This window comes from Agrobacterium cavarae (genome assembly GCF_004310285.1).
GTDB lineage: Bacteria > Pseudomonadota > Alphaproteobacteria > Rhizobiales > Rhizobiaceae > Agrobacterium > Agrobacterium cavarae.
This window is the reverse complement of sequence record NZ_SISF01000021.1, coordinates 1-21,709: the sequence shown is the minus strand read 5'-3', so window position 1 is coordinate 21,709 and position 21,709 is coordinate 1. Positions and strand designations below refer to the sequence as shown.

General features: G+C 58.3%; 19 protein-coding genes. 9 read left to right on the top strand and 10 right to left on the bottom strand.

The window, feature by feature from the left end:
* Positions 1-7: 7 nt before the first annotated feature.
* Positions 8-2,011, top strand: a complete 2,004-nt coding sequence (locus EYC79_RS02235) for a CocE/NonD family hydrolase (RefSeq protein WP_116493383.1) — start codon at positions 8-10, stop codon at positions 2,009-2,011.
* A 139-nt stretch (positions 2,012-2,150) separates the two neighbouring features.
* Here EYC79_RS02235 and ggt read toward each other — a convergent pair whose 3' ends face one another.
* Positions 2,151-3,908 carry a gamma-glutamyltransferase gene (gene ggt / locus EYC79_RS02230; RefSeq protein WP_116493382.1) on the bottom strand — a complete coding sequence of 586 codons (1,758 nt, stop codon included), beginning with the start codon at positions 3,906-3,908 and terminating at the stop codon, positions 2,151-2,153.
* 550 nt (positions 3,909-4,458) lie between these two features.
* Here ggt and EYC79_RS02225 point away from each other — a divergent pair.
* The 7 genes from EYC79_RS02225 to EYC79_RS02195 all read left to right on the top strand — a co-directional run bounded on the left by EYC79_RS02225 (position 4,459) and on the right by EYC79_RS02195 (position 12,188).
* Positions 4,459-5,343 carry an AraC family transcriptional regulator gene (locus EYC79_RS02225; protein WP_116493573.1) on the top strand — a complete coding sequence of 295 codons (885 nt, stop codon included), beginning with the start codon at positions 4,459-4,461 and terminating at the stop codon, positions 5,341-5,343.
* Between the two features lie 93 nt (positions 5,344-5,436).
* Complete coding sequence (locus tag EYC79_RS02220) at positions 5,437-6,348, top strand: ABC transporter substrate-binding protein (protein WP_082479273.1); 912 nt, start codon at positions 5,437-5,439, stop codon at positions 6,346-6,348.
* A gap of 128 nt (positions 6,349-6,476) precedes the next feature.
* Positions 6,477-7,979, top strand: a complete 1,503-nt coding sequence (locus EYC79_RS02215) for a sugar ABC transporter ATP-binding protein (protein ID WP_116493381.1) — start codon at positions 6,477-6,479, stop codon at positions 7,977-7,979.
* Positions 7,969-8,946, top strand: a complete 978-nt coding sequence (locus EYC79_RS02210) for an ABC transporter permease (RefSeq protein ID WP_062441356.1) — start codon at positions 7,969-7,971, stop codon at positions 8,944-8,946. The genes EYC79_RS02215 and EYC79_RS02210 overlap by 11 nt, the downstream gene beginning before the upstream one ends.
* A 37-nt stretch (positions 8,947-8,983) precedes the next feature.
* Positions 8,984-9,715 (top strand): SDR family oxidoreductase, encoded by a 732-nt coding sequence (locus EYC79_RS02205; protein ID WP_112357999.1) that lies wholly within the window; start codon positions 8,984-8,986, stop codon positions 9,713-9,715.
* A gap of 80 nt (positions 9,716-9,795) precedes the next feature.
* Positions 9,796-11,406, top strand: a complete 1,611-nt coding sequence (locus EYC79_RS02200) for an FGGY-family carbohydrate kinase (RefSeq protein ID WP_112358000.1) — start codon at positions 9,796-9,798, stop codon at positions 11,404-11,406.
* A gap of 56 nt (positions 11,407-11,462) precedes the next feature.
* Positions 11,463-12,188, top strand: a complete 726-nt coding sequence (locus EYC79_RS02195) for an SDR family oxidoreductase (protein ID WP_112358001.1) — start codon at positions 11,463-11,465, stop codon at positions 12,186-12,188.
* Between the two features lie 65 nt (positions 12,189-12,253).
* Here the strand turns inward: EYC79_RS02195 and EYC79_RS02190 are convergent, their stop codons facing one another.
* Genes EYC79_RS02190 through EYC79_RS02175 form a run of 4 tightly spaced genes read right to left on the bottom strand, consistent with a single transcriptional unit; the run spans position 12,254 to position 15,307 of the window.
* The gene (locus EYC79_RS02190) at positions 12,254-13,315 is read right to left on the bottom strand and encodes a CobW family GTP-binding protein (RefSeq protein WP_130977029.1); all 1,062 of its coding nucleotides are present in this window, start codon (positions 13,313-13,315) and stop codon (positions 12,254-12,256) included.
* Complete coding sequence (locus EYC79_RS02185; RefSeq protein WP_062599859.1) at positions 13,315-13,614, bottom strand: hypothetical protein; 300 nt, start codon at positions 13,612-13,614, stop codon at positions 13,315-13,317. The genes EYC79_RS02190 and EYC79_RS02185 overlap by 1 nt, the downstream gene beginning before the upstream one ends.
* Positions 13,615-13,640: 26 nt before the next feature.
* The gene (locus EYC79_RS02180; RefSeq protein WP_062441341.1) at positions 13,641-14,540 is read right to left on the bottom strand and encodes a polysaccharide deacetylase family protein; all 900 of its coding nucleotides are present in this window, start codon (positions 14,538-14,540) and stop codon (positions 13,641-13,643) included.
* A 41-nt stretch (positions 14,541-14,581) separates the two neighbouring features.
* On the bottom strand, positions 14,582-15,307 hold the full coding sequence (locus tag EYC79_RS02175) for a FadR/GntR family transcriptional regulator (RefSeq protein ID WP_130977028.1): 726 nt from the start codon (positions 15,305-15,307) through the stop codon (positions 14,582-14,584).
* 165 nt (positions 15,308-15,472) lie between these two features.
* Here EYC79_RS02175 and EYC79_RS02170 point away from each other — a divergent pair, with 165 nt between their 5' ends.
* Positions 15,473-16,456 carry an asparaginase gene (locus EYC79_RS02170; protein ID WP_130977027.1) on the top strand — a complete coding sequence of 328 codons (984 nt, stop codon included), beginning with the start codon at positions 15,473-15,475 and terminating at the stop codon, positions 16,454-16,456.
* 64 nt (positions 16,457-16,520) lie between these two features.
* On the opposite strand, the gene EYC79_RS02165 is transcribed toward EYC79_RS02170, so the two are convergent.
* The 5 genes from EYC79_RS02165 to EYC79_RS02145 all read right to left on the bottom strand — a co-directional run.
* Positions 16,521-17,570, bottom strand: coding sequence for a sn-glycerol-3-phosphate import ATP-binding protein UgpC (locus tag EYC79_RS02165; RefSeq protein WP_113261099.1), 1,050 nt, complete (start codon positions 17,568-17,570; stop codon positions 16,521-16,523).
* Positions 17,570-18,418 carry a sn-glycerol-3-phosphate ABC transporter permease UgpE gene (ugpE, locus tag EYC79_RS02160; RefSeq protein ID WP_062424364.1) on the bottom strand — a complete coding sequence of 283 codons (849 nt, stop codon included), beginning with the start codon at positions 18,416-18,418 and terminating at the stop codon, positions 17,570-17,572. The genes EYC79_RS02165 and ugpE overlap by 1 nt, the downstream gene beginning before the upstream one ends.
* A 9-nt stretch (positions 18,419-18,427) precedes the next feature.
* Positions 18,428-19,309: a sn-glycerol-3-phosphate ABC transporter permease UgpA gene (ugpA, locus tag EYC79_RS02155; RefSeq protein WP_112358007.1), complete on the bottom strand. Its 882-nt coding sequence runs from the start codon at positions 19,307-19,309 to the stop codon at positions 18,428-18,430.
* A gap of 79 nt (positions 19,310-19,388) precedes the next feature.
* Positions 19,389-20,693, bottom strand: a complete 1,305-nt coding sequence (ugpB, locus tag EYC79_RS02150) for a sn-glycerol-3-phosphate ABC transporter substrate-binding protein UgpB (RefSeq protein ID WP_062441329.1) — start codon at positions 20,691-20,693, stop codon at positions 19,389-19,391.
* Between the two features lie 293 nt (positions 20,694-20,986).
* Positions 20,987-21,709 (bottom strand): efflux RND transporter permease subunit (locus EYC79_RS02145; protein ID WP_165456942.1); only part of this gene is annotated, 723 nt, incomplete at its 5' end.

The window sequence follows — 21,709 nt, the reverse complement described above, 5'->3', positions numbered from 1 at the left end:
ATTTGAAATGACAGTGCATGTCCAAGAACACATCTGGATTCCCTTGAGCGATGGTACGCGCCTTGGGGCGCGGCTCTGGTTGCCGGAAGACGCAGAACAATCGTCGGTCCCGGCAATCCTTGAATATATTCCCTACCGCAAGCGCGACGGTACTCGTGGGCGCGACGAGCCGATGCATGGCTATTTCGCAAGCCAGGGCTACGCGGCCATTCGCGTCGATATGCGTGGGACAGGCGAGTCCGATGGACATATGGCGGATGAATATCTGAAGCAGGAGCAGGATGACGCGCTTGAAGTGATCGACTGGATTTCCCGCCAAGCCTGGTGCAGCGGCAACGTTGGAATGATGGGAAAAAGCTGGGGCGGCTTCAACAGTTTGCAGGTAGCGGCGCGCAGACCACCCGCACTGAAGGCGATCATCACCGCCTACTCGACAGATAATCGTTATACGGACGACATTCATTACATGGGCGGTTTGCTGCTCAATGATAATTTGTGGTGGGGCACAATCATGCTGGCCTACCAGAGCCGGCCTCTTGATCCAAAGATCGTCGGCGACGTGTGGAGAGAGCAGTGGCTGGAACGGATCGACAAGCTCCCTTTCTTCCCCGCTCTTTGGCTCGAACATCAGCGTTATGACGACTATTGGAAACACGGTTCGGTGTGTGAGGACTGGAGCGCCATTGAGTGCCCGGTGCTGGCAATTGGGGCATGGGCCGACAGCTATACCAATCCGGTATCCCGACTCTTGGAAAACCTTCAAGTTCCACGTCGCGGGATCATCGGCCCCTGGGGGCACATTTACCCTCAGGATGGTGTTCCAGGTCCTGCCATCGGCTTCCTTCAGGAGGCAACCCGCTGGTGGGATCAGTGGCTCAAGGGTGAAGAGACCGGCGTCATGGACGAGCCCATGCTGCGTGCCTTTGTCTGTGACACGATCGAACCCACAGGCACGCGCACCACGACGGAGGGTCGGTGGGTTGGTGAAGCAGAATGGTCATCGCCTGAGATAACTGCAAAGCAGTTCCATCTCGGCGCTGATCGTCGCCTTGGCGGAAACGCATCGCAGGCAGCGATCCTGCAAGTTCGTTCTCCGCAAAGCCACGGAAAAGCAGGTGGCGAATGGATGGCAACGGGTTGCCCAGGCGAACACCCGACAGACCAGCGGCTTGATAATGGAGGCGCGCTCGTTTTCGAAACCGAGATACTGGAACAGGATCTCGATGTGTTGGGTGCACCTTCGGTCCGCCTTCGCGTTGCTGCAGATTGCCCGGTAGCGCAAATATCGCTGCGGTTGAACGATGTTCTGCCGGATGGCCGCGTGACGCGGGTAAGCTATCAGGTCTTCAACCTGACCCATCGTGATAGCCATGAAGAGCCGGAAGCATTGGAGGCGGGCAAATTCTACGATTTAGCGATCAAGCTCAACGATTGCGGCTATCGCTTTGCCAAAGGTCATCGCGTTCAACTGGCCATCGCCACTGCCTATTGGCCAATGGTCTGGACGTCTCCATACAATGCGACGCTCAGCATCTCCGTGGCGGAGAGCAGACTTGAGCTCCCTGTTCGTGCGCCCTCGCACGAGACGAAAGTGCGTTTCGATGCACCCGCTCACGGGCCGTCGACTCCGATGACGCAGGTCGATGCTGGAACGGTCAGGCGCTGGACCGAACAGGACCATGAAACCGGAATCAATACCTACATCACGGACGGCGTGGGCGGCTTGTTCGGAGAGGGCGTCATCCGCTTCGACGAGATCGATACTCAACTCAGTCACAGCCTTCGCCGTGAGTTGACCATCAAGGACGACGACCCGCTCTCGGCGAAATACGTACTCACGCAGAGCTATGAAATGGGGCGTGACGGCTGGCGGATAAAAATCGAAAGCCGAACAGAAATGCGCTCGGACAAGGACAAATTCTACCTGGCAGGAGAGTTGTCAGCATCCGAGAATGGAACGCTGGTCAAGACGCGCCAATGGGACGAGCGCTTTGACCGCGATCTGATCTGAGCCCCATATCGAAAGACTAGCAAGAGCGAATGGTGCTGAGTGCACCCTTCGCTCAATTGCTTGAGGCATGGCAGAAAGAGTGCGTCTCAGTTTCCCATTGGTGCTTTTGGCCAGACGAAATGAGCCTTCGAGGTCAATCCTATTCTCCCAGAGCAACGCCCTCTCGGCGTGGATCGGCGCTTCCAGCCAAGCCTTTGCCGGTGATCTCGATGGCGTGCAAGCCGGAATTCATCTCGCCCGGCTTCACGTCGTACCCGAGTGATTTGAGCGGTTCGGCCATGTCTTCCGCCTTGGTGCCGGCCTCGATATCGTAGGTCCCGAAGCGATTGATGAGATGCGGCTGGGCCACGATCTCCTCCACGGACATACCCCAGTCGATATAGGCAATCAGCGCCTGCGCCACATATCCGATGATCTGGCTGCCACCTGGCGAGCCGATGGCGAGCAGTGGTTTTCCGTCCTTCATCACGATGGTTGGTGCCATCGATGAGCGCGGCCGCTTTCCAGGCTCGACCCGATTGGCAATCGGCAGGCCGCCGTCATGGGTCTTGAAGGAAAAGTCCGTCAACTCATTGTTGAGAAGAAAGCCGTTGGTCATCAGACGTGAGCCAAAGCCATTTTCGATCGTTGTCGTCATGGAAACGACGTTGCCTTCCTTGTCGACGATGACGAAGTGACTGGTGGACGGCAATTCCAGTGCCGCATCCCGGCCGAACAGTAGAGCGTGGTCCCAGCCGGGTTCGCCAGCTTTGACCGCATCCTTGCTCAAGGCCTTGTCGCCATCCAGCAGCCTTGCGCGCTCGCCCAGATAGGATTTGTCGAGCAAGCCCTTGATCGGCAACGGCACGAAGTTTGGATCGGCCACGTAACGTTCACGGTCGGCAAATGCAAGACGTTGGGCATCGCCGATAATGCGCCAGCTTTCCACATTCTGTGGTCCCAAAGCCTTGAGATCGAAATTTTCCGAAAGGCCGAGGATTTGGCTGACGGCGACTGCTCCTGACGACGGCGGACCCATGCCGCAGACATCGAGAGCGCGATAGGTGAAGCAAACTGGTTCTCGCTCGATGATACGATAATTGGAAAGGTCGGCGAGCGAAAGTACGCCGGGATTGCCGGCGGCTTCCCGCACGGTCTTGATGATGTCCTCCGCAATTTTCCCCTTGTAGAATGCGTCAGCACCACCTTTCGCAAGAAGCGCAAGCGTGTCTGCGTAAGATGGATTTTTTAACACGGTGCCTGCCTTCAAAGCCGCGCCTGAGCTATCGAAGAAATAGGACGTGGTCTCCTTGTAGGTCTTCAACCGGTCACCCTCGGAGGCGACCAGGGAGGCGAGACGTGGCGATACCCGGAAGCCTTGTGTTGCCAGGGTCTGGGCCGGCTTCAGGAGGTTTGCCCATTCCGTTTTGCCGAAGCGTTTGTGGACGTCCTCGAGAAGGCGGACGGTTCCAGGCGTACCAACCGAGCGGCCGCCCACCACGGCGTCCATGAACTTCAGGGGCTGGCCTTTCGCGTCGAGAAAGAGTGTCGGGGTGGCCTCCATGGGCGCCGTCTCCCGGCCATCGAAGGTGGTCAGCTTCCCACTTTTTGCATCGTAATAAACGAGAAACGCACCGCCGCCGAGACCGGAGCTCTGCGGTTCGACGAGACCAAGCACGGTCTGCACCGCAACCATCGCATCAATCGCGTTCCCGCCATTGGCAATCACATCACGCCCCGCCTCAGCCGCGAGCGGATTGGCAGCCGCCACCATGAAGTTTTTGGCTTCCACGCGTTGAGCCGTTGCAACCGCCGTTGCTTTTTCCGGGGCAACGGTGTCGGACGCCTGCTGAGCTGAGGCCCCGGAAGAGCAAAGGGCCAGGGCAAGAAAAGTTCGGCTGAGAAGTCTCGGTTGCATTTGTCCTATCCTTCTAATTGGCACGACGACCAACTGCAGTGGGACGCGACACCGCGCGAGCCCATGTGGGCCCACCGCAAACGATTTGGTCACACTATGAGGACTGTGTCACAGCCTGTCCACTCTGACTGATGACAGGTGCACGACGCGCGGATGGGGGCTCCGATGATAGTCCGCCATTTTACCGCCGATGCTTTTCTGATGATTATCCATCACCGGATGCGCGAAAAAGTATAAGCCAGGCGCCTGTGTAGCCGCCTCTCGAAGCGCGAAAATTTTAGCCTTTCAGCGTGCCGTTGCGCGGGTTGTGAACATATCACGCGAAGTTGTTGGCTAAAATCGATGCAGGATTGGTGTTCATTGTTAGGTTCAATGCACTGCTATTCCTTTTTCAGCATAGGGCAGTCAAAAAAGTATCAGCAATTTCTGCGGCGTGAGGTGGAGTAATCGCTCCAGTCGCGCCTATGCTCCACCTCAACGCCTGGGACGAGCCATAAGAGGAATGGTCTCGTTTCGACTTGAGGCGGACGTGCGTGAGGGAGGAACCATGATGCAGCCCGATCTGGAACTGGTCCACATTCGCAAGGGCGAGTCTTTCGCTGCCTGGCGGCATGGCTACCCGTTCCGTACGGTTCGCTGGCATTACCACCCCGAATACGAAATCCACCTCGTCGTGGCGACGTCCGGCACCTTCTATATTGGCGACTTTGTCGGACGCTTCGACCCCGGCCAGCTGATCATGACCGGCCCCAATCTCCCCCAGAACTGGATCAGCGAGATAGAGCCCGAGGAAATCGTTCCGACGCGCTCTCTCGTGATCCAGTTTCCGGAAGCGTTCATAGAAGAAGCCAGTGCATGCATGTCAGAGATGGAGCCGGTCCGCAGCCTGCTGGAACGCAGTCGCCGTGGCATTCTGTTTGACGACGATACGAGCAATCGCGTCCGGCCTTTGATCGAAAGGTTGATCGAAGCGCAGGGGCTTACGCGCCTCGCGCTCTTCTGGGAAATTCTTGACCTTCTGGTCAAAGCGCCATCTCCGGAGGTTCTGGCCAGCCTCAGCTATGAACTGGACTTGGCAGGCACTGGCGATAGCGGCATCAATCGCGCCTTGTCGCATCTGCGCCAGCATCTGACCGCGCAGGTGGATGAAATTGACCTGGCTGAGATCGTCGGCCAGAGCCCCAGCACGTTTTCACGCGCCTTCAAGCGCCACACAGGTACGACGCTTGTCCGTTACCGCAACCAACTGAGGATCGATCTTGCCTGTCAGATGTTGCTGGCGGATCAGGACGTCAAGGTTGCCGAAGTCTGCTACGACGTGGGCTTCTCCAACCTTTCGAATTTCAACCGGCATTTCCTGAAACTGAAGGGAATGTCGCCGTCGAGGTTCCGAACCATATTCGCGGCCCAAAAGGCGGCAGTCATGGCGGAATAACCCACCGGCACATCGCAGATTTCATCAATTCGGACAGACGACTGTCCGGAAACGGGTAGTTGCTGCCCAATTTCCAACGGGAGGAAGAGTAATATGAAAATGAAGTCAAAGTTTCTGATGGCGACAGCCGCCCTTGCCCTGATGGCCGCTCCGGCTCTGGCACAGGAAAAGCTGAAGATCGGCATGACGTTTCAGGAGTTGAACAACCCATACTTCGTGTCCATGCAGGAAGCTCTGAAGGAAGCCGCAGCGAGCATCGGAGCCGATGTCGTCGTAACCGATGCCGGCCATGATGTTGCGAAGCAGATTTCCGACGTTGAAGATATGCTTCAGCAGAAGATCGACATCCTTCTTCTGAACCCAACCGACAGCGCGGGCATCGAAGCCGCCGTTCATGCAGCCAAAGCTGCAGGCGTCATCGTCGTCGCCGTGGATGCCAATGCAAACGGTCCGGTCGACACCTTCGTGGGTTCGAAGAACCGCGATGCGGGCTACATGTCTTGCAAACATCTCGGTGAAGCCGTTGGCGGCAAGGGCGAGGTTGCGATCCTCGACGGTATTCCGGTCGTGCCGATCCTCCAACGCGTCGAAGGCTGCAAGGCTGCACTAGCGGAATTCAAGGATATCAAGCTCGTCGACACACAGAACGGTCGTCAGGATCGCTCCGTGGCTCTTGGCGTGGTCGAAAACATGATCCAGTCGCACCCGAACCTCGTGGGTATCTTCTCCGTGAATGATGGCGGTGCCATGGGTGCGCTTTCGGCGATCCAGGGCTCCGGCAAGGACATCAAGCTGACCTCCGTGGACGGCGCTCCCGAAGCGGTGAAGGCCATCGCCGACGGTACGCCTTTCATCGAAACGACGGCGCAGTTCCCACGTGACCAGGTCCGCGTTGGACTTGCCATGGCGCTTGCTCAGAAATGGGGCGCACGCGTTGTGCCGAAGGAAGTGCCGATCGACGTCATGGTCGTGGACAGCAAGAACGCCGGCGAGTTCAGCTGGTAATAACTCCTCCCAGGCTCCGTCCCCGCTTAGGCGGGGGCGGGACGCTTGGATCTAAAGACATTAGAGCGTCCTTTGTGCGTCCGGAATGACGCACGGCGCTCTAAATCCCGACCATTGAGGAGGGTAGAGTGCTCGAACTGAACGGAATAAGAAAAAGCTTCGGCAAGATCGAGGTCCTGCGCGGCGTCGACCTCCAGGCACGCCCCGGTGAGGTGCACGCGCTTCTCGGCGAAAACGGTGCTGGCAAGTCGACCTTGATGAAAATTCTCTGTGGTATTTTGCAGCCCTCCGACGGGACGATCCGCATCGACGGAAGAGAGCGGCAATTCGCCAATTATGACGAGGCGATTGCTTCCGGGATTGGCATCGTCTTTCAGGAATTCAGCCTGATCCCCTATCTCAACGCTGTCGAGAACATGTTCCTCGCCCGTGAGATCCGCGGGCCGCTTCGCCTCTTGAACAAGGGCGCCATGCGCAAGCGGGCCGCCGAAATCATGAGCCGCTTGGTGGTGGATGTTCCACTCGACGTGCCGGTCAATCGGCTCTCGGTCGCCCAGCAGCAATTTGTCGAAATTGCGAAAGCGCTTTCTCTGGATGCGCGCATTCTGGTCCTCGACGAGCCGACCGCGACTCTGACACCGTCCGAGACCGAACACCTCTTCAATGTCATGCGAGAGTTGCGTCGTCAGGGTGTGGCGATCATCTTCATTTCGCACCATCTCGAGGAAATTTTCGAAATCTGTGACCGCATCACCGTTCTGCGTGACGGCGAGCTCATCGGGTCTTGCATGACATCCGAGGTGGACAACGACCGTCTAGTTGAAATGATGGTGGGCCGGCGCATCGAGGCGAGTTTCCCGCAAAAGCCGAAGCTTGATCCGTCGGCCGAGGTAGTGATCGATGTCGAAGAACTCCAGCTGAAGAAGGGCGGGCCTGTCTCGCGGTTTTCACTGCGCAAAGGAGAGATCCTCGGCTTTGCGGGGCTGGTTGGCTCGGGTCGCTCGGAAACGGTGCTCGCTATGCTTGGCGCACATTCGGCTTCACGGCGCAGAATAAAACTTGATGGCTCCGAAACACGATTTTCCGGTCCTGATGATGCGCTGATCCGCGGCATCGGTCTGCTGCCGGAAAGCCGAAAGGAGGAGGGGCTGATTACCAGCTTCTCCATCCTGCAAAATATTTCGCTGAACAACTACCGCAAATATCGGAAAGCCCACTGGTTCCTCGACCTGAAGAAGGAGCTGGAGCACACGAAGAAAGCAATGGCGCAGGTGCAGGTCAAGGCGCAGGGACCCTATGCCCGCGTTGACACCCTATCCGGTGGCAATCAGCAGAAGATCGTGATTGCCCGCTGGTTGAACCATGACATGCGGGTGCTGATCTTCGACGAGCCTACGCGCGGCATCGACGTTGGCGCGAAGGCCGAGATTTACGCGCTGATGCGGGCATTCGCCGCGAGCGGCCACTCCATCATCATGATCTCGTCGGAACTGCCCGAGGTGATCGGCATGTCCGACAGGGTCTGCGTCTTCCGCTCCGGCGGCATCGTCGCCACGCTTCAGGGCGAAGATATCAATTCCGAAACAATAATGACAAACGCTACCACCGGGAGAGTTGAACATGTCGCTTGATGCTAACACCGGCGTTGCCGCGAAGACGGGCGGCTTCAAACTGAGCGGCCTGCTGCATTCGCCGCTGGCATTGCCGCTCGCAGGTCTGATCGTCGTCTCGATCCTAATGGGTCTTGCGAGCGACAACTTCTTCAGCGTCAATAACATCATGAACGTGCTTCGCCAGGTGTCCGTCGTTGGCATCCTTGCCGTCGGCATGACTTTCGTCATCCTGACCGGCGGCATCGACTTGTCCGTCGGCGCGGTCATGGCGCTTGTGGGAACGCTCTCGGCGGGATTGATGGTCAATACCGGATTGCCGGCTTCGATCGCGCTGCCTGCCGGACTCTTCATCGGGCTCGGTATCGGCATATTCAATGGCGCACTTGTCGCCTGGGGAAAAATGCCAGCCATCATCGTCACGCTGGCGACAATGGGAATGGCGCGTGGTCTTGGCCTCATCTATTCAGGTGGCTATCCGGTCAGCGGCATTCCGAGCTGGATTTCCTGGTTCGGTGTCGGCCGCATCGGTGTCGTTCCAGTCCCCGTTGTCATCATGGTCGTCATCTACGCCATCGCCTGGGTCCTTCTCCAGCGAACCGCCTTTGGCCGTCACGTCTACGCCCTTGGCGGCAACGAGCTCGCAGCCCGGCTTTCGGGAGTGAAGACGCAGCGCGTCAAGCTCGCCGTCTATGGCATTTCAGGTGTCACCGCCGCACTTGCCGCACTCATTCTGACCGGACGCCTGATGAGCGGTCAGCCCAATGCCGGCGTTGGTTTCGAGCTGGATGCGATCGCTGCGGTGGTGCTTGGGGGGACGGCGATCGCCGGTGGCCGCGGGCTCATCCTAGGCACGCTGATCGGCGCCGTGCTGCTTGGCATTCTCAATAACGGCCTCAACCTGATGGGCATCAACCCCTATCTGCAGGACGTCATCAAGGGCTTCATCATTCTGCTGGCCATCTATATCGGGCGCGAGTGGCGCTAGGTCAGCCGACAACCTTTCCATAACGCAGGAGAACTAAATGTCTGAATCGCTGCAAGGCAAGATCGCGGTCATCACCGGTGCCGCCTCCGGTATCGGGCTTGCCACCACCGAAGCGCTCTTGGAGCAGGGCGCCACCGTGGTCATGGTCGACTGGAACGAGAAGGCCTTGAATGAGCTTGTCGCAAAGCTTGGCGAGCGTGCCATTGCGCAGGTCACCAATCTTCTGGATGCCGACAGCTGCAACGCCATGATCCCCGAAATCCTGGCAAAGGTCGATCACATCGACATTCTCTATTGCAATGCCGGGACTTACATCGGCGGTGACCTGACGGAGACCACACCGGAAGCCATCGACAAGATGCTGAACCTCAACGTCAACGCCGTCATGAAGAATGTCCACGCCGTCGTGCCGCACATGTCGGAGCGCAAGACTGGCGATATCATCGTTACGTGCTCGATTGCCGGACACTTCCCCACCTATTGGGAGCCTGTCTATTCCGGTTCCAAGTGGGCGATTACCAGCTTCGTCCAGGGCATGCGCCGCCAGATGATCCCGCACGGCGTACGTGTCGCCCAGGTCTCGCCCGGTCCGGTCGTCTCCGCGCTGTTGGCAGACTGGCCGGAGGAAAACCTCCGCAAGGCCAAGGAATCGGGTAGCCTCATCGACGCGAGCGAAGTGGCCGATGCCATCGTTTATATGCTGACGCGCAAGCGTACCGTCACCATCCGCGACATGCTGGTTCTGCCGACCAACTTCGATCGCGTCTGATAATCGAGTGGCGGCTGTCACATCAATGGGTTCAGCCGCTTCTCTCATGTGTTGTGTGATCCGCTCGAGGAGTATTGCAAATGGCTTCCTACCTGATTGGCGTCGATGTCGGCACCGGATCTGCTCGGGCAGGTGTCTTCGATGTGGAAGGTAAGCTTCTCGCAACGGCCAAACGGCCGATCTCAATGCACCGGCAAGATGGCGGTATTGCCGAGCAAACAAGTGGTGAGGTGTGGCAAGCGGTTTGCGAGAGCGTGCAGGAAAGCGTTTCGCGAGCCGGTATCGATCCGGCAGACGTGACGGGTCTCGGTTTTGACGCAACGTGTTCGCTTGTGGTCTGCGGTCCGGACGGCGAGACGCTTCCGGTTGGCGCCCCCGACCATCCTGAGCGGGATATCATCGTTTGGATGGACCACCGCGCGGTTGGACAGGCTGAGCGGATCAATGCCGGCGACCACGCCGTCTTGCAATATGTCGGCGGGCGCATTTCGCCAGAGATGCAGACGCCCAAGCTCCTATGGCTCAAGGAAAACAGCCCTCGTGTTTACGCCCGCGCCGCGCACTTTTTCGATCTGACGGATTTTCTGACATGGAAGGCCACCGGATCGCTCGACCGCTCTGCCTGCACCGTGACCTGCAAATGGACCTATCTTGCCCATGAGGATCGGTGGGACGCTGATTATTTCAATGCCATTGGTCTCGGTGATTTGGCGGAGCAGGGCTTCCGTCGCATTGGTCAAAACGTCGTCCATCCAGGCACTGCGCTCGGCGCCGGCCTGACGGATGAGTCCGCGAAGGCAATGGGGTTACGCCCCGGCACCGCTGTCGCCGCCGGTCTGATCGACGCGCATGCTGGCGGGGTGGGTACGGTCGCGGCAGGCGGAGACGCCTCGCGATGCCTCGGTTATGTGTTTGGCACCTCATCCTGCACCATGACGACCACCGCCGAACCCGCTTTTGTACCTGGTGTCTGGGGTCCGTATTATTCTGCCATGGTTCCAGGCGCCTGGTTGAATGAGGGCGGGCAGTCCGCCGCAGGTGCTGCCATTGATTATCTGGTGCAACTGCACCCGGCGTTTACGGAGGCGAAAGAGCGCGCAAACAATGATGGCAAGGCCTTGCCAGTCTGGCTCGCCGATCGCGCGTTGAGCTTAGCTACGTCGGCTTCTGCCGCAGTGGATATCGCCAGGGATTTTCATGTGGTGCCGGAATTTCTCGGTAACCGCGCACCGTCCGCCGATCCTCACGCGCGCGCGGTCATCGCTGGTTACGGGATGGAGACAGGGGTGGATTCGCTCGTTGCGCTTTATGTTGCTGGACTTCTTGGCCTCGGCTACGGGCTTCGCCAGATCATCGAGACGCAGGCCCGACACGGTGCGCCGGTGGAAACCATCAGCGTCAGCGGCGGTGCCGGTGCCCATCCGCTTGCTCAGCAATTGCTGGCGGATGCGACTGGTATGCCTGTCGAGTTGACGGAATGCGAAGAGCCGGTTCTTCTTGGTTCGGCTATGCTTGGTGCGGTTGCGGCAGGAACTTTCCCGGATCTTTCGTCGGCCATGCCGAAGATGTCTCGGGTTAAAAACCTTGCCTCGCCAGAGGCCGCGTTCCGCAAGGTGCATGATCTGCGCTACGAAGCGTTCCTGGCGCTGCAGAATGCAGCCCGCACCATTCGTTCCAACACCCATTCCTGAATACCGTCGAAGTCAAAGATCAGCAGGCCAACGCGGCCGCATTACGCGAGGATATCATGCAGTTTTCTGGAAAGTCCGTCATCATCACCGGAGCCGGCAAAGGGATTGGACGCGCCTGCGCCCGCCTCATGGCGGCACGCGGTGCAGAGGTCGTGGCGATCAGCCGGACGCAGTCCGATCTCGACAGCTTGAAAGCCGAAATTGGCGGACGTTCGATCCGTGCCGATCTCGCCGATGCCGTCGCTGTTCGTGCTGCGATGGCAGAGGCAGGCACCTGCGATTTTCTGATCAACAGCGCTGGGATCAATGTGCTGGAAAGCGTATTGGATATGACCGACGCAGGCTATGAAGCTGTGCTCGGCATCAATTTGCGCGCCGCCATCATCACCTGCCAGGAGTTTGCCCGGGCACGCGTCGCAAATGGCGGTGGTGGTGCGATCGTCAACATCACGTCGATTGCCGGTCACCGCGGGTTTCAGGATCATCTTTGCTATGCCGCGTCCAAGGCGGGGCTTGAGGGCGCGACACGCGTGCTCGCCAAGGAGCTTGGTCCCCATGGCATCCGCGTCAACGCGGTCGCCCCCACCATCACGCTGACCGAACTTGCTGCGGAAGCATGGAACGATCCGGTGAAGAGCCAGCCGATGATGGTTCGCCATCCGCTCAATCGCTTCGCTGAAGCGGAGGAAGTGGCAGAGAGCATCGCACTCCTGCTGTCCGACGACAGCAAGATGATTACCGGTGCCATACTGCCGATCGACGGTGGTTTCCTCGCTGTTTGATCAGCGGTTTTCAAAGCTGATCAGTAGAGAAGCCGCACGCTCGGCGTTCGATGAGCGAGGCGTGACTATCGCTCCGCCTGCTTCGGCGAGTCTGTTATTGCAAGCGGATTGGCCTCGACGAAGGCGGCAAAGGATTGGGCGATATCCCCGATGTCGCCATCGACAATAAAGACGAGAACGCTGGTGCGGTCCTCTGCCGGCCACGCGGCCATGTGCACGGGCTGGTGAATAAGGTGTTGAACACCGTGGATCACCACCGGTGTCTCATGTCCGTCGACGCCGATGATGCCCTTGACGCGCAGGAGCTTCTTGCCATGCCTGTTGACCAGCAACGAGAGCCATGTCGAAAACCGCGGCCATGACACGGCGTTGGGCGTGGTTAGGGATATGGCGCGGATCGCCCCATGCGCGTTGACGTCCTGAAACGGTGCATTCGCATGGTCATGGTAGCGCTCCGCTGCGACCCAACGCCGTGCTTCGGCGGGCCGGGCTGAAAGGTCGTGGATGTCCTCCGTCAGGATCAGGCTCGCAGCAGGATTCGCAGGATCGCTGATTTCAATGCTGGCCGTCGGATTCATGGTCGATAGCTTGGCGATGAGCGCCGCTATCGCATCGGGCTCGGCAATGTCCGTCTTGGTGATGACAAGTCGATCGGCGACGGCGACCTGCCGCGCGCTTTCGGTATAGGTCTCGATGTTGTGTTGCCCATTCGGAACCTCGACGACGGTGACGATGTTGCCCATCGAAAAATGATATTTCAACATCAGATCAGCCGTCAGCGTGGCGACGATCGGGGCCGGGTCGGCAAGTCCTGTTGTCTCGATGATGAGCCGGGTGAAAGACCCTATACGACCTGACTTGCGCTTTTCGAAGAGCGACAGGATCGCCTGCTTGAGATCGCCGCGGATTGTGCAGCAGATGCACCCACTCTGCAGAAGGACAGTGTCGTCCTCGATTGTCTCAACCAGCAGGTGATCGAGGCCGATGCTGCCGAATTCGTTGATGATCACGGCGGTGTTGGAAAGATCGGGACCCGACAGCAACGCGTTAAGCAGGGTCGTCTTGCCTGAGCCCAGAAAGCCGGTGAGGACGTTGACGACGATGGGTGGTTGAGCGCCAGATGGCATCACGCCTCCCGCATTTTCGACAGAAGCGTTGGATCGAGAGGGTCGATCACCTCGCCGGCAAAAGCCTCAGCCAATGGCCACAATTGGCCCAGATGGTCTACGACGGCACTTTTTCCCGTGCGGCCGGTGAGAACATATCGATCATTCCAGACCTTCAACCGCAGGCCAAAATGAGTGAGGACTGCATTGACGGCGCTGGCCTGACGGTAGCGCTCGGCGGCAGGCGTCATCGACGCAACGCCTTTGCCGCCGCTGCTCCAATGATCCGCCGCGCCAAGCGCACCGCACAGGCCGCACATTCGCTTTCTCCCTTATGCCTTGAGACTTATGATTGCGGACGCGCCGTGCCGCTGCGCGGGTAACGCTTGGAAAAGTCAGCGGCGATCTCTTCCATGGTGACGAACTTCACGCCCTCAAACTGACGGATGTGGTCGAAGATGCGCTCGTGCATCTTGAGCACGTGGGGTTTGCCGGAAACATCCGGGTGGATGGTGAGCGGGAAGACGGCATAGTCATAATTTTCATAGACCCACTCGAACTGGTCGATCCACATTTGCTCGAGGTCGCGCGGGTTGACGAAGCCGTGGCTATTGGGCGCGGCCTTGATGAACATCATGGGCGGGAGGTCGTCGAGGTTCCAGGACGCAGGGATTTCGATCAGGTCGGTTTCGGGACCTTGGGTAAAGGGTTTCATCCAGTGCGACGGATGCTTGGAATAATCAATCTTCGTCCATTCGTCACCGACGGTGACGTAATAGGGGTGGTGGTCGTTGTGCATGAGGGAGTGATCGTAAAGAATACCCTTTTGCTTCAGCAATTCGTTGGTCTTGGAGCCGAACTCCCACCAGGGGGCCACATAACCGCGCGGCGGCTTGCCGGAAAGCTTGGTGATGAGATCGACGCATTTGTCGAAGATCGCTTCTTCCTGTTCGGGCGTCATGGCAATCGGGTTTTCATGGCTATAGCCATGCATGCCGATTTCGTGACCGGCATCGGCAACCTGCTTCATCTCATCCCAGAATGTCTCGATCGAGTGTCCGGGAATGAACCAGGTGGTCTTGATGCCCCACTTTTCGAAGAGACGGAGCAAACGCACAGAGCCGACCTTGCCTGCAAAGACGCCGCGGGAAATATCGCAGGGGCTGTCTTCGCCACCGTAAGAGCCAAGCCAGCCCGCGACGGCATCGACGTCGACACCGTAGGACACCAAAATTTCCTTCGCCATGATCGCTTCCTTCTGTAATGGCCGGGTCGGCCTGATTGAATTCAGGGCAGTTCGGTTGGAGAGAGGCCCGAGCGGCTGCCCCCCATGCTGATATGTTTGCGCATGTAATAAAGCGCACCGTCCGGATCGCCGCGTTCGATCGCCTCGAGGATTAACTCATGCTCCTTGACCGCAGGCCAAAGATCGCCAGGGTGCAGGACCGGCATGCGCTGGCTCTCCTGCATGACGCCGGCGAATGTTCGATGCATATCGACGAGGAGGCGGTTGCCGGAGATCGCCAAGATCTGGCGGTGAAACTCGGTATCTGCCTCCACGTAACCGCTCAGATCTCCGTCCTGTGCCGCGCGGCGAAAGGCGGCTAGCGTGTTGCTCAGGGCGGCAAGATCGTGCTCCGTGCGCGACATCGCAGCAAGTTGCGCAGCATAACTTTCGACAACATGCCGCAACTGGTACACCTCGCGAAGAGAATAGGGTGCGGCTTGCGGCCAGGCACCGCTCCTCTCGTCGCTGCCATCGGCGATAACGAAACCGCGACCATTGTCTTGAGCTTTGATTTTGCCGGTGGTCAACAAAACGGAGATGGCCTCACGAAGCGTCGCCCGGCTGATGTCGAGCAGCCTTGCGAGCTCCCGCTGCGGTGGCAGCGCGGATCCTTGCGACCAGTGGCCTTCAGCGATCATCGAGGCGAGTGCTCTCACCGTTGCCGCGACAGCGCTTCCGCCTGCGCTTCCCGCTTCTGCCGTTTTCCTGATCGCTGTTTCAACCAAGTGCGCACTCCATCTTGGTCTGACCAAAAGTTCTATTCAACACAGAAGATCGGATTTTGGTCAGGCCGTCAACGTCAAAGAATAGGCAATCGATGCCCAATTCTTCGCCATTTGACAATCTTGGTCAGACCAAGTTAGCTGACGTAAAGATTTAGGGGAAAGATCATGACGAAAACTGTTTGCCTCATCACCACGGGCGGTACGATTGCCTCGCAGAAAAATGCGAGCACAGGCCATGTGACGGCGAAGCTTGGCGGAAGCGAGCTTCGGGCGTCGTTGGGAAGCCGTCTCACCGGTGTCGAGCTGGTGGTCGATGAATTCATGACCGTCGGGAGCTTCGCACTCTCGCTCGAAGACGCTTTTGCTCTCGCCTGCAGGATAAGAGACCATCTCGCCGACCCCAAGATCGACGGTGTCGTCGTCACGCACGGAACCGACACAATGGAGGAGAGCGCCTATATGGCCGATCTTCTCATCGATAGCGAAAAGCCGGTCGTCTTTACCGGTGCGCAGCGGGCAGCCGACGAACCGGATGGCGATGGTCCACGCAACATTGCCGACGCGGTTCGCATCGCTGCATCTGAGACCACCCGCGGTCTGGGAGTCCTTTTGTGTTTCGAGCAGGAGTTTCATGCAGCCCGCGACGTGACGAAGTCCCACACCTCTCGCACCGACACGTTCATTTCCGCCGAACATGGGAAACTGGGTGAAGTCGATGGTGAGTTGGTTATCGTGCACCGGCGCCCGGTGGGCCCGGGCAAAATTCCTGCGACGCGCGTCGAGACGGATATCGAGATCATCAAGCTCGGAATCGGCACAAGCGACCGGTTCCTGCGCTTCGCCGCCTCGGAGGGAATGCGGGGCATCGTGATCGAGGGCTTTGGCCGTGGCAACGCCACACCTGCCGTCACGGCTGCCGCTATCGATCTCGTCAAGAGCGGTGTTCCGGTCATCATGACGAGCCGATGCCAACGTGGTCGCGTCAAGCCGATCTATGGGAATGGCGGTGGCAAAACGCTTGCGGAAGGCGGCGTTATCTTTGCAGGGGATCTGAGTTCGCAGAAGGCGCGCGTTCTTCTGGCGTTGCTTCTCGGATCTGATTTGGGAGTCGAAGACATAGGCCGTGAGGTTGAGCGCTTCGGTCTTTAGTCGGCGTTTCGGTCTATCGAATGGTTGAAGCGGGACCTTTGGAGGTCTCGCTTCATTCTTGACGTCAGTCGATACGAGCGCCGCTGGCGTTGAAGAAGTGCAAATCTGCCGCCTTTGCGCCGATCTGCACGACGTCGTCCATCTCGATGCGCGAGCGTCCGGCCACACGAAAGACGATGGCGCTGCCATCTGCCAGTATGCCGTGCACGTAGCTTTCCGCGCCGACCAGTTCCACCGCAGCAACCTTGACGGAGGCGGTAAAAGCCTCGGCCTGTGGAGCGTCTGCGATCAGGTGAAGGTCTTCCGGGCGAATGCCGAGAGTGGCTGCAGCCGCTGGAACTGCCGCAGTCTGCGTCATCGACCAATTGCCAGAAGATGTCGGGATCGCAAGCAGGTTCATTGATGGCGAGCCGATGAAGGTCGCGACAAAGGTCGTTGCCGGGCGCTCATAGAGTTCGATCGGCGTACCGACCTGCTCGATACGTCCTGCATTCAAAACCACCAGCCTGTCGGCCAGCGTCATCGCTTCCATCTGATCATGCGTGACATAGACGCTTGTCGTTGCAAGCGAGCGCTGGAGCCGCTTGATCTCGACGCGCATCTGGACGCGAAGCTTGGCATCGAGGTTCGATAGAGGCTCGTCGAAGAGATATGCGGCGGGTTCGCGCACGATGGCGCGGCCCATCGCCACACGCTGGCGCTGGCCGCCGGACAGTTGCCTCGGCTTGCGCTCCAGAAACTGTTCGATCTCGAGCGCCTTGGCTGCCTGCTCGATACGGCGATCGATCTCGTCTTTCGGCGTATTGCGGTTCTTCAGTCCGTAAGCGAGGTTCTGCCGCACCGTCATATGCGGGTAGAGCGCGTAGTTCTGGAACACCATGGCAATATCGCGCTCTGACGGCTCCAAGTCGTTGACCACCCGATTGCCGATCGAGATTTCACCGCCTGAGATGCTCTCAAGGCCCGCGATCATGCGAAGCAAGGTGGACTTGCCGCAGCCGGATGGGCCGACGAGGACAACCAGTTCCCCGTCGGCGATCTGCAGGGATACACCTTTGATGGCTTCGACATTGCCATACATCTTGCGGACATCGTTCAAAACAATCTGGGCCATTACTTTTCTGTCTCCACAAGACCTTTAACGAACCATCGCTGCATCAAAACAACGACGATGATAGGTGGGATGATAGCGAGGATCGCGGTTACCATGACGTAGTTCCAGGGGGTGGAGGCGTCAGTGAAATCGACCATGCGGCGCAGGCCGATGATGATCGTGTTCATCTTGGCATCGTTCGTGACCAGAAGCGGCCAGAGATATTGGGTCCAGCCATAGATGAACAGGATCACGAAGAGTGCTGCAATGTTGGTGGTCGAGAGCGGAAGAAGGATGTCCTTCATGAAGCGGAAGGGTCCGGCATTATCGATGCGCGCTGCTTCGACCAGCTCTCCCGGGATCGTGAGGAAGAACTGCCGAAACAAGAAGGTTGCCGTTGCTGACGCCATCAGAGGCAGGGTCAGGCCCGCATAGGTGTCGATCAAACCGAGATCAACGATCACCTTATAGGTTGGCAGGATGCGCACCTCGACCGGCAGCATCAGCGTGATGAAGATCATCCAGAAGAAGAACATTCGGAAGCGGAAGCGGAAAAAGACGATGGCGAAGGCGGAGAGGAACGAGATGATGATCTTGCCGACGGCAATCGCCATTGCCACGACGAAGGAGTTGAAGAGCAGGCGTTCAAGACTGACGCCGACCACACGTTCGACACCACCGGCCACAGCTTCCCGGTAATTTTCTATCAAATGTCCACCCGGGAGCAGCGACATGGGTGGGCGGATGATGTCTTGGGACGTCATCGAGGAAGCAATGAACGTGTAGTAGATCGGGAAGGCGACAATGATGATGCCGATGATGAGGATGAGATGGCCAATGCCATTTGCGATGGGGCGTTTTTCAATCATGTCCGGTCCTCATCCGTAATGGACCCGCTTCTCGACGAAGCGGAACTGGAAGGCAGTCAGGCCGATCACGATGATCATCAGGATCACGGACTGGGCCGCGGATGAGCCAAGGTTCAAATTGACGAAGCCATCATTGTAGACCTTGTAGACCAGCGTTTCGGTCGCCTTGGCGGGACCGCCTCCGGTTACGGCATGGATGATGCCGAACGTGTCGAAAAAGGCGTAGACGGTATTGACCACCAAGAGGAAGAAGGTGGTGGGGGCCAGAAGCGGGAAGATGATGGTCCAGAAGCGCCGGCTCCCACGAGCACCGTCGATGGCTGCGGCCTCAATGAGCGATTTCGGGATTGCCTGAAGACCGGCCACGAAGAAGAGGAAATTGTAGCTGATCTGCTTCCAGGCGGCTGCGACGACAATCAGTGCCATTGCCTGGTCTCCCTTGAGCAACGGGTCCCACTGGAAGCCGGTCGAGCGTAGCAGATAGGCGAGCGTTCCCATGGCAGGGTTGAACATGAAGAGCCACAGCATGCCGGCGACGGCTGGTGCCACGGCATAAGGCCAGATAAGCAGCGTGCGATAAAAGGTCTGTCCGCGCACGACCTTGTCGGCGGCCGTTGCAAGCAGCAATGCTACGGCCATGGAAACCAGGGCCGTCAACGCACTGAAGACGATCGTGACCTGAAGCGCGTGGAGATAATTCGGGTCCGAAAGTGTATCGGAAAAATTGGCGAGACCGACGAACGTCGTTTTAAGCCCGAATGCATCTTCCTGCAGCACCGATTGATAGATCGCCTGGCTTGCGGGCCAGAAGAAGAAAATCGCGGTCAGGATGATCTGGGGTGCCAACAGGAGGTAGGGCAGGATTTTGTTCGGGAAGTGAACCGTGTGCAAGGGTGATGCTCCTCAGCCGGCCAGGGAAAAAGCATTGCCCGCATCCAAAGATGCGGGCAGCGGCTTCAGCTTATGGTGATTACTTGGAGGCAGCCGCGATGGCTGCATTGCCGCGCTCGACGATCTGGTTCAGCGTCGTCTTGGCATCCTGCTTACCAGCCAGCATGGCTTCGAACTGCTCGTTCATGATGTCGCGGACCTGTGGCAGGTTCGGCAGGCGAACACCCTTGGAGTTTTCCGTCGGTGCCTTGCCCATCATTTGAAGGATCGGCGTTTCACGCGCCGGATTCTTTTCGTAGAAGCCGGAAGCCTTCGTGGCTTCGTAAGCGGCATTGGTTACAGGCAGATATCCGGAAACCTGATGCAGGCGTGCCTGGATCGGCGTTTGCGACAGGAAGTGGAAGAACTGGGCAATGCCCTTATATTCTTCATCAGATTTTCCGCCAAAGACCCAGAGGCTCGCGCCGCCTGGAATGGTGTTCTGTGGTCCGTGACCTTCGTAATAGGGAAGCTGGCCGATGCCGTAATTCATTCCCGACTTTACGATGTCGCCAAGCCCGCCGGAAGACTCCGTCAGGATCGCGCATTCACCCGACAGGAAAAGCTGTTTCGCTTCGGACGTGCGGCCGCCGTAACGGAAGGTCCCGTCTTTGGCCATATCGGCGATCGACTGGAAATGCTCGACGAAGAGCGGCGCGTTGATCTTCAACTCCACTTTGCCGCCACCGAGGCCGTTCTCGTTCGTTCCGTAGGAGACGTTGTTCCAGGCGGCGAAGTTCTCGGTCTGGATCCAAGTCAGCCAGGTCGAGGTGAAGCCACAGGGTGCAGCACCGCTCTCCTTGATCTTGCGTGCCGCTTCGAAGACTGCGGGCCAAGTCTTTGGAGGGTTCTCCGTATCGAGGCCGGCTTTCTTGAAGGCATCCTTATTGTAGTAGAGGATCGGCGAAGACGAGTTGTAGGGGAAGGACAGCATCGTGCCATCCGGCTTAGAATAATAGGCAACGATACCTGCAAGATAGTCGGCCTTGTTAAACTCGAATCCACCCTTCTTGAGAACATCGGCGACCGGCATAATGGCGCCTTCTGCACCCATCATGACGCCAGAGCCAGCATCGAAAACCTGGATGATGGCCGGAGGCTGCTTCGACCGGAAGGCTGCGATCCCCGCGTTCAGGGTTTCCGGATAGGTGCCCTTGAACACCGGTGTGATCTTGTACTCGCTCTGGCTCTCATTGAACTCCTTGGCGAGCTGATCGACCACCTCGTTGTTCGCACCGGTCATGGCGTGCCACCATTGCAGCTCGGTTGCGGCAAAGGCAGAGGTGCCAAAAGAAAGCGAAATAGCAAATGCCGCCGCGGATGCAGCGAGACGTTTCGTGGACATGATGCCTCCCTAGTTTTACGCATGGTCCAGCAACAAGCTGTCCAGGATTTTTTTGCGCCGGAACCTCCCAGAACCAGCGCCAACTCGCTTCATTCGAAGCGTGTCATATAGAAAACGAAAACAAGTGAACGTGCAACGAAATTGTGACAGTTGGTTTTCGCGGGTTGTGCAAAACCAAAGGCTGAGAAGATCGATGGGCCGCTGGCTTCGGCTTAGAACACCCCAGACGATGTAGAGAAGCCCCGAAGACAATCGTCCTCGGGGCTTCTGGCTTGACGATATTGTGATCGCCGTCACACCGCTTCGCTCATTTTGTAGTCGGTGTTTGCAGGCTCTTGCTTGTGCTGAATCAGCGGGCGGTTGCCGGAGAGTTTGCGAACGAGCACATAGAAAACCGGTGTCATGAAGATGCCGAAGATCGTGACCCCGATCATGCCTGAGAAGACCGCGACGCCCATGGCGGCGCGCATCTCGGCTCCGGCGCCCGTAGAGATGACCAGCGGCACCACGCCCATGATGAAGGCAAGCGATGTCATCAGGATCGGACGCAGACGAAGGCGGCTGGCTTCGATGGCCGCGGCAACCGGTGAGCGGCCTTCGAACTCCAGTTCCCGTGCGAACTCCACGATCAGGATGGCATTCTTCGCCGATAGCCCGACAAGGACGATGAGGCCGATCTGGGTGAAGATGTTGTTGTCTCCGCCCGTTAGCCAGACGCCGGTCATGGCGGCGAGCACGCCCATCGGCACGATCATGATGATCGCGAGCGGCAGAGTGAGGCTCTCATACTGTGCGGCCAGAACCAGATAGACCAGCAGCAGCGCTAACGGGAACACCAGCAAACCTGAGCTTCCGGCAAGGATCTGCTGATAGGTCAAATCCGTCCACTCAAAGGAGATGCCCGATGGCAAGGTCTCACTGGCAATGCGTTCGATGGCTGCCTGGGCTTCGCCGGAAGAGAAGCCGGGTGCTGGGCCGCCATTGATATCAGCCGACAGGAAGCCATTGTACCTCGT

Bases quoted from the DNA above. Each gene is read 5' to 3' on its own strand.
- EYC79_RS02235 (WP_116493383.1), top strand. From the start codon at position 8: ATGACAGTGCATGTCCAAGAACACATCTGGATTCCCTTGAGCGATGGT.
- ggt (WP_116493382.1), bottom strand. From the start codon at position 3,908: ATGCAACCGAGACTTCTCAGCCGAACTTTTCTTGCCCTGGCCCTTTGC.
- EYC79_RS02225 (WP_116493573.1), top strand. From the start codon at position 4,459: ATGCAGCCCGATCTGGAACTGGTCCACATTCGCAAGGGCGAGTCTTTC.
- EYC79_RS02220 (WP_082479273.1), top strand. From the start codon at position 5,437: ATGAAAATGAAGTCAAAGTTTCTGATGGCGACAGCCGCCCTTGCCCTG.
- EYC79_RS02210 (WP_062441356.1), top strand. From the start codon at position 7,969: ATGTCGCTTGATGCTAACACCGGCGTTGCCGCGAAGACGGGCGGCTTC.
- EYC79_RS02205 (WP_112357999.1), top strand. From the start codon at position 8,984: ATGTCTGAATCGCTGCAAGGCAAGATCGCGGTCATCACCGGTGCCGCC.
- EYC79_RS02200 (WP_112358000.1), top strand. From the start codon at position 9,796: ATGGCTTCCTACCTGATTGGCGTCGATGTCGGCACCGGATCTGCTCGG.
- EYC79_RS02195 (WP_112358001.1), top strand. From the start codon at position 11,463: ATGCAGTTTTCTGGAAAGTCCGTCATCATCACCGGAGCCGGCAAAGGG.
- EYC79_RS02190 (WP_130977029.1), bottom strand. From the start codon at position 13,315: ATGCCATCTGGCGCTCAACCACCCATCGTCGTCAACGTCCTCACCGGC.
- EYC79_RS02185 (WP_062599859.1), bottom strand. From the start codon at position 13,614: ATGTGCGGCCTGTGCGGTGCGCTTGGCGCGGCGGATCATTGGAGCAGC.
- EYC79_RS02180 (WP_062441341.1), bottom strand. From the start codon at position 14,540: ATGGCGAAGGAAATTTTGGTGTCCTACGGTGTCGACGTCGATGCCGTC.
- EYC79_RS02170 (WP_130977027.1), top strand. From the start codon at position 15,473: ATGACGAAAACTGTTTGCCTCATCACCACGGGCGGTACGATTGCCTCG.
- EYC79_RS02165 (WP_113261099.1), bottom strand. From the start codon at position 17,570: ATGGCCCAGATTGTTTTGAACGATGTCCGCAAGATGTATGGCAATGTC.
- ugpE (WP_062424364.1), bottom strand. From the start codon at position 18,418: ATGATTGAAAAACGCCCCATCGCAAATGGCATTGGCCATCTCATCCTC.
- ugpB (WP_062441329.1), bottom strand. From the start codon at position 20,693: ATGTCCACGAAACGTCTCGCTGCATCCGCGGCGGCATTTGCTATTTCG.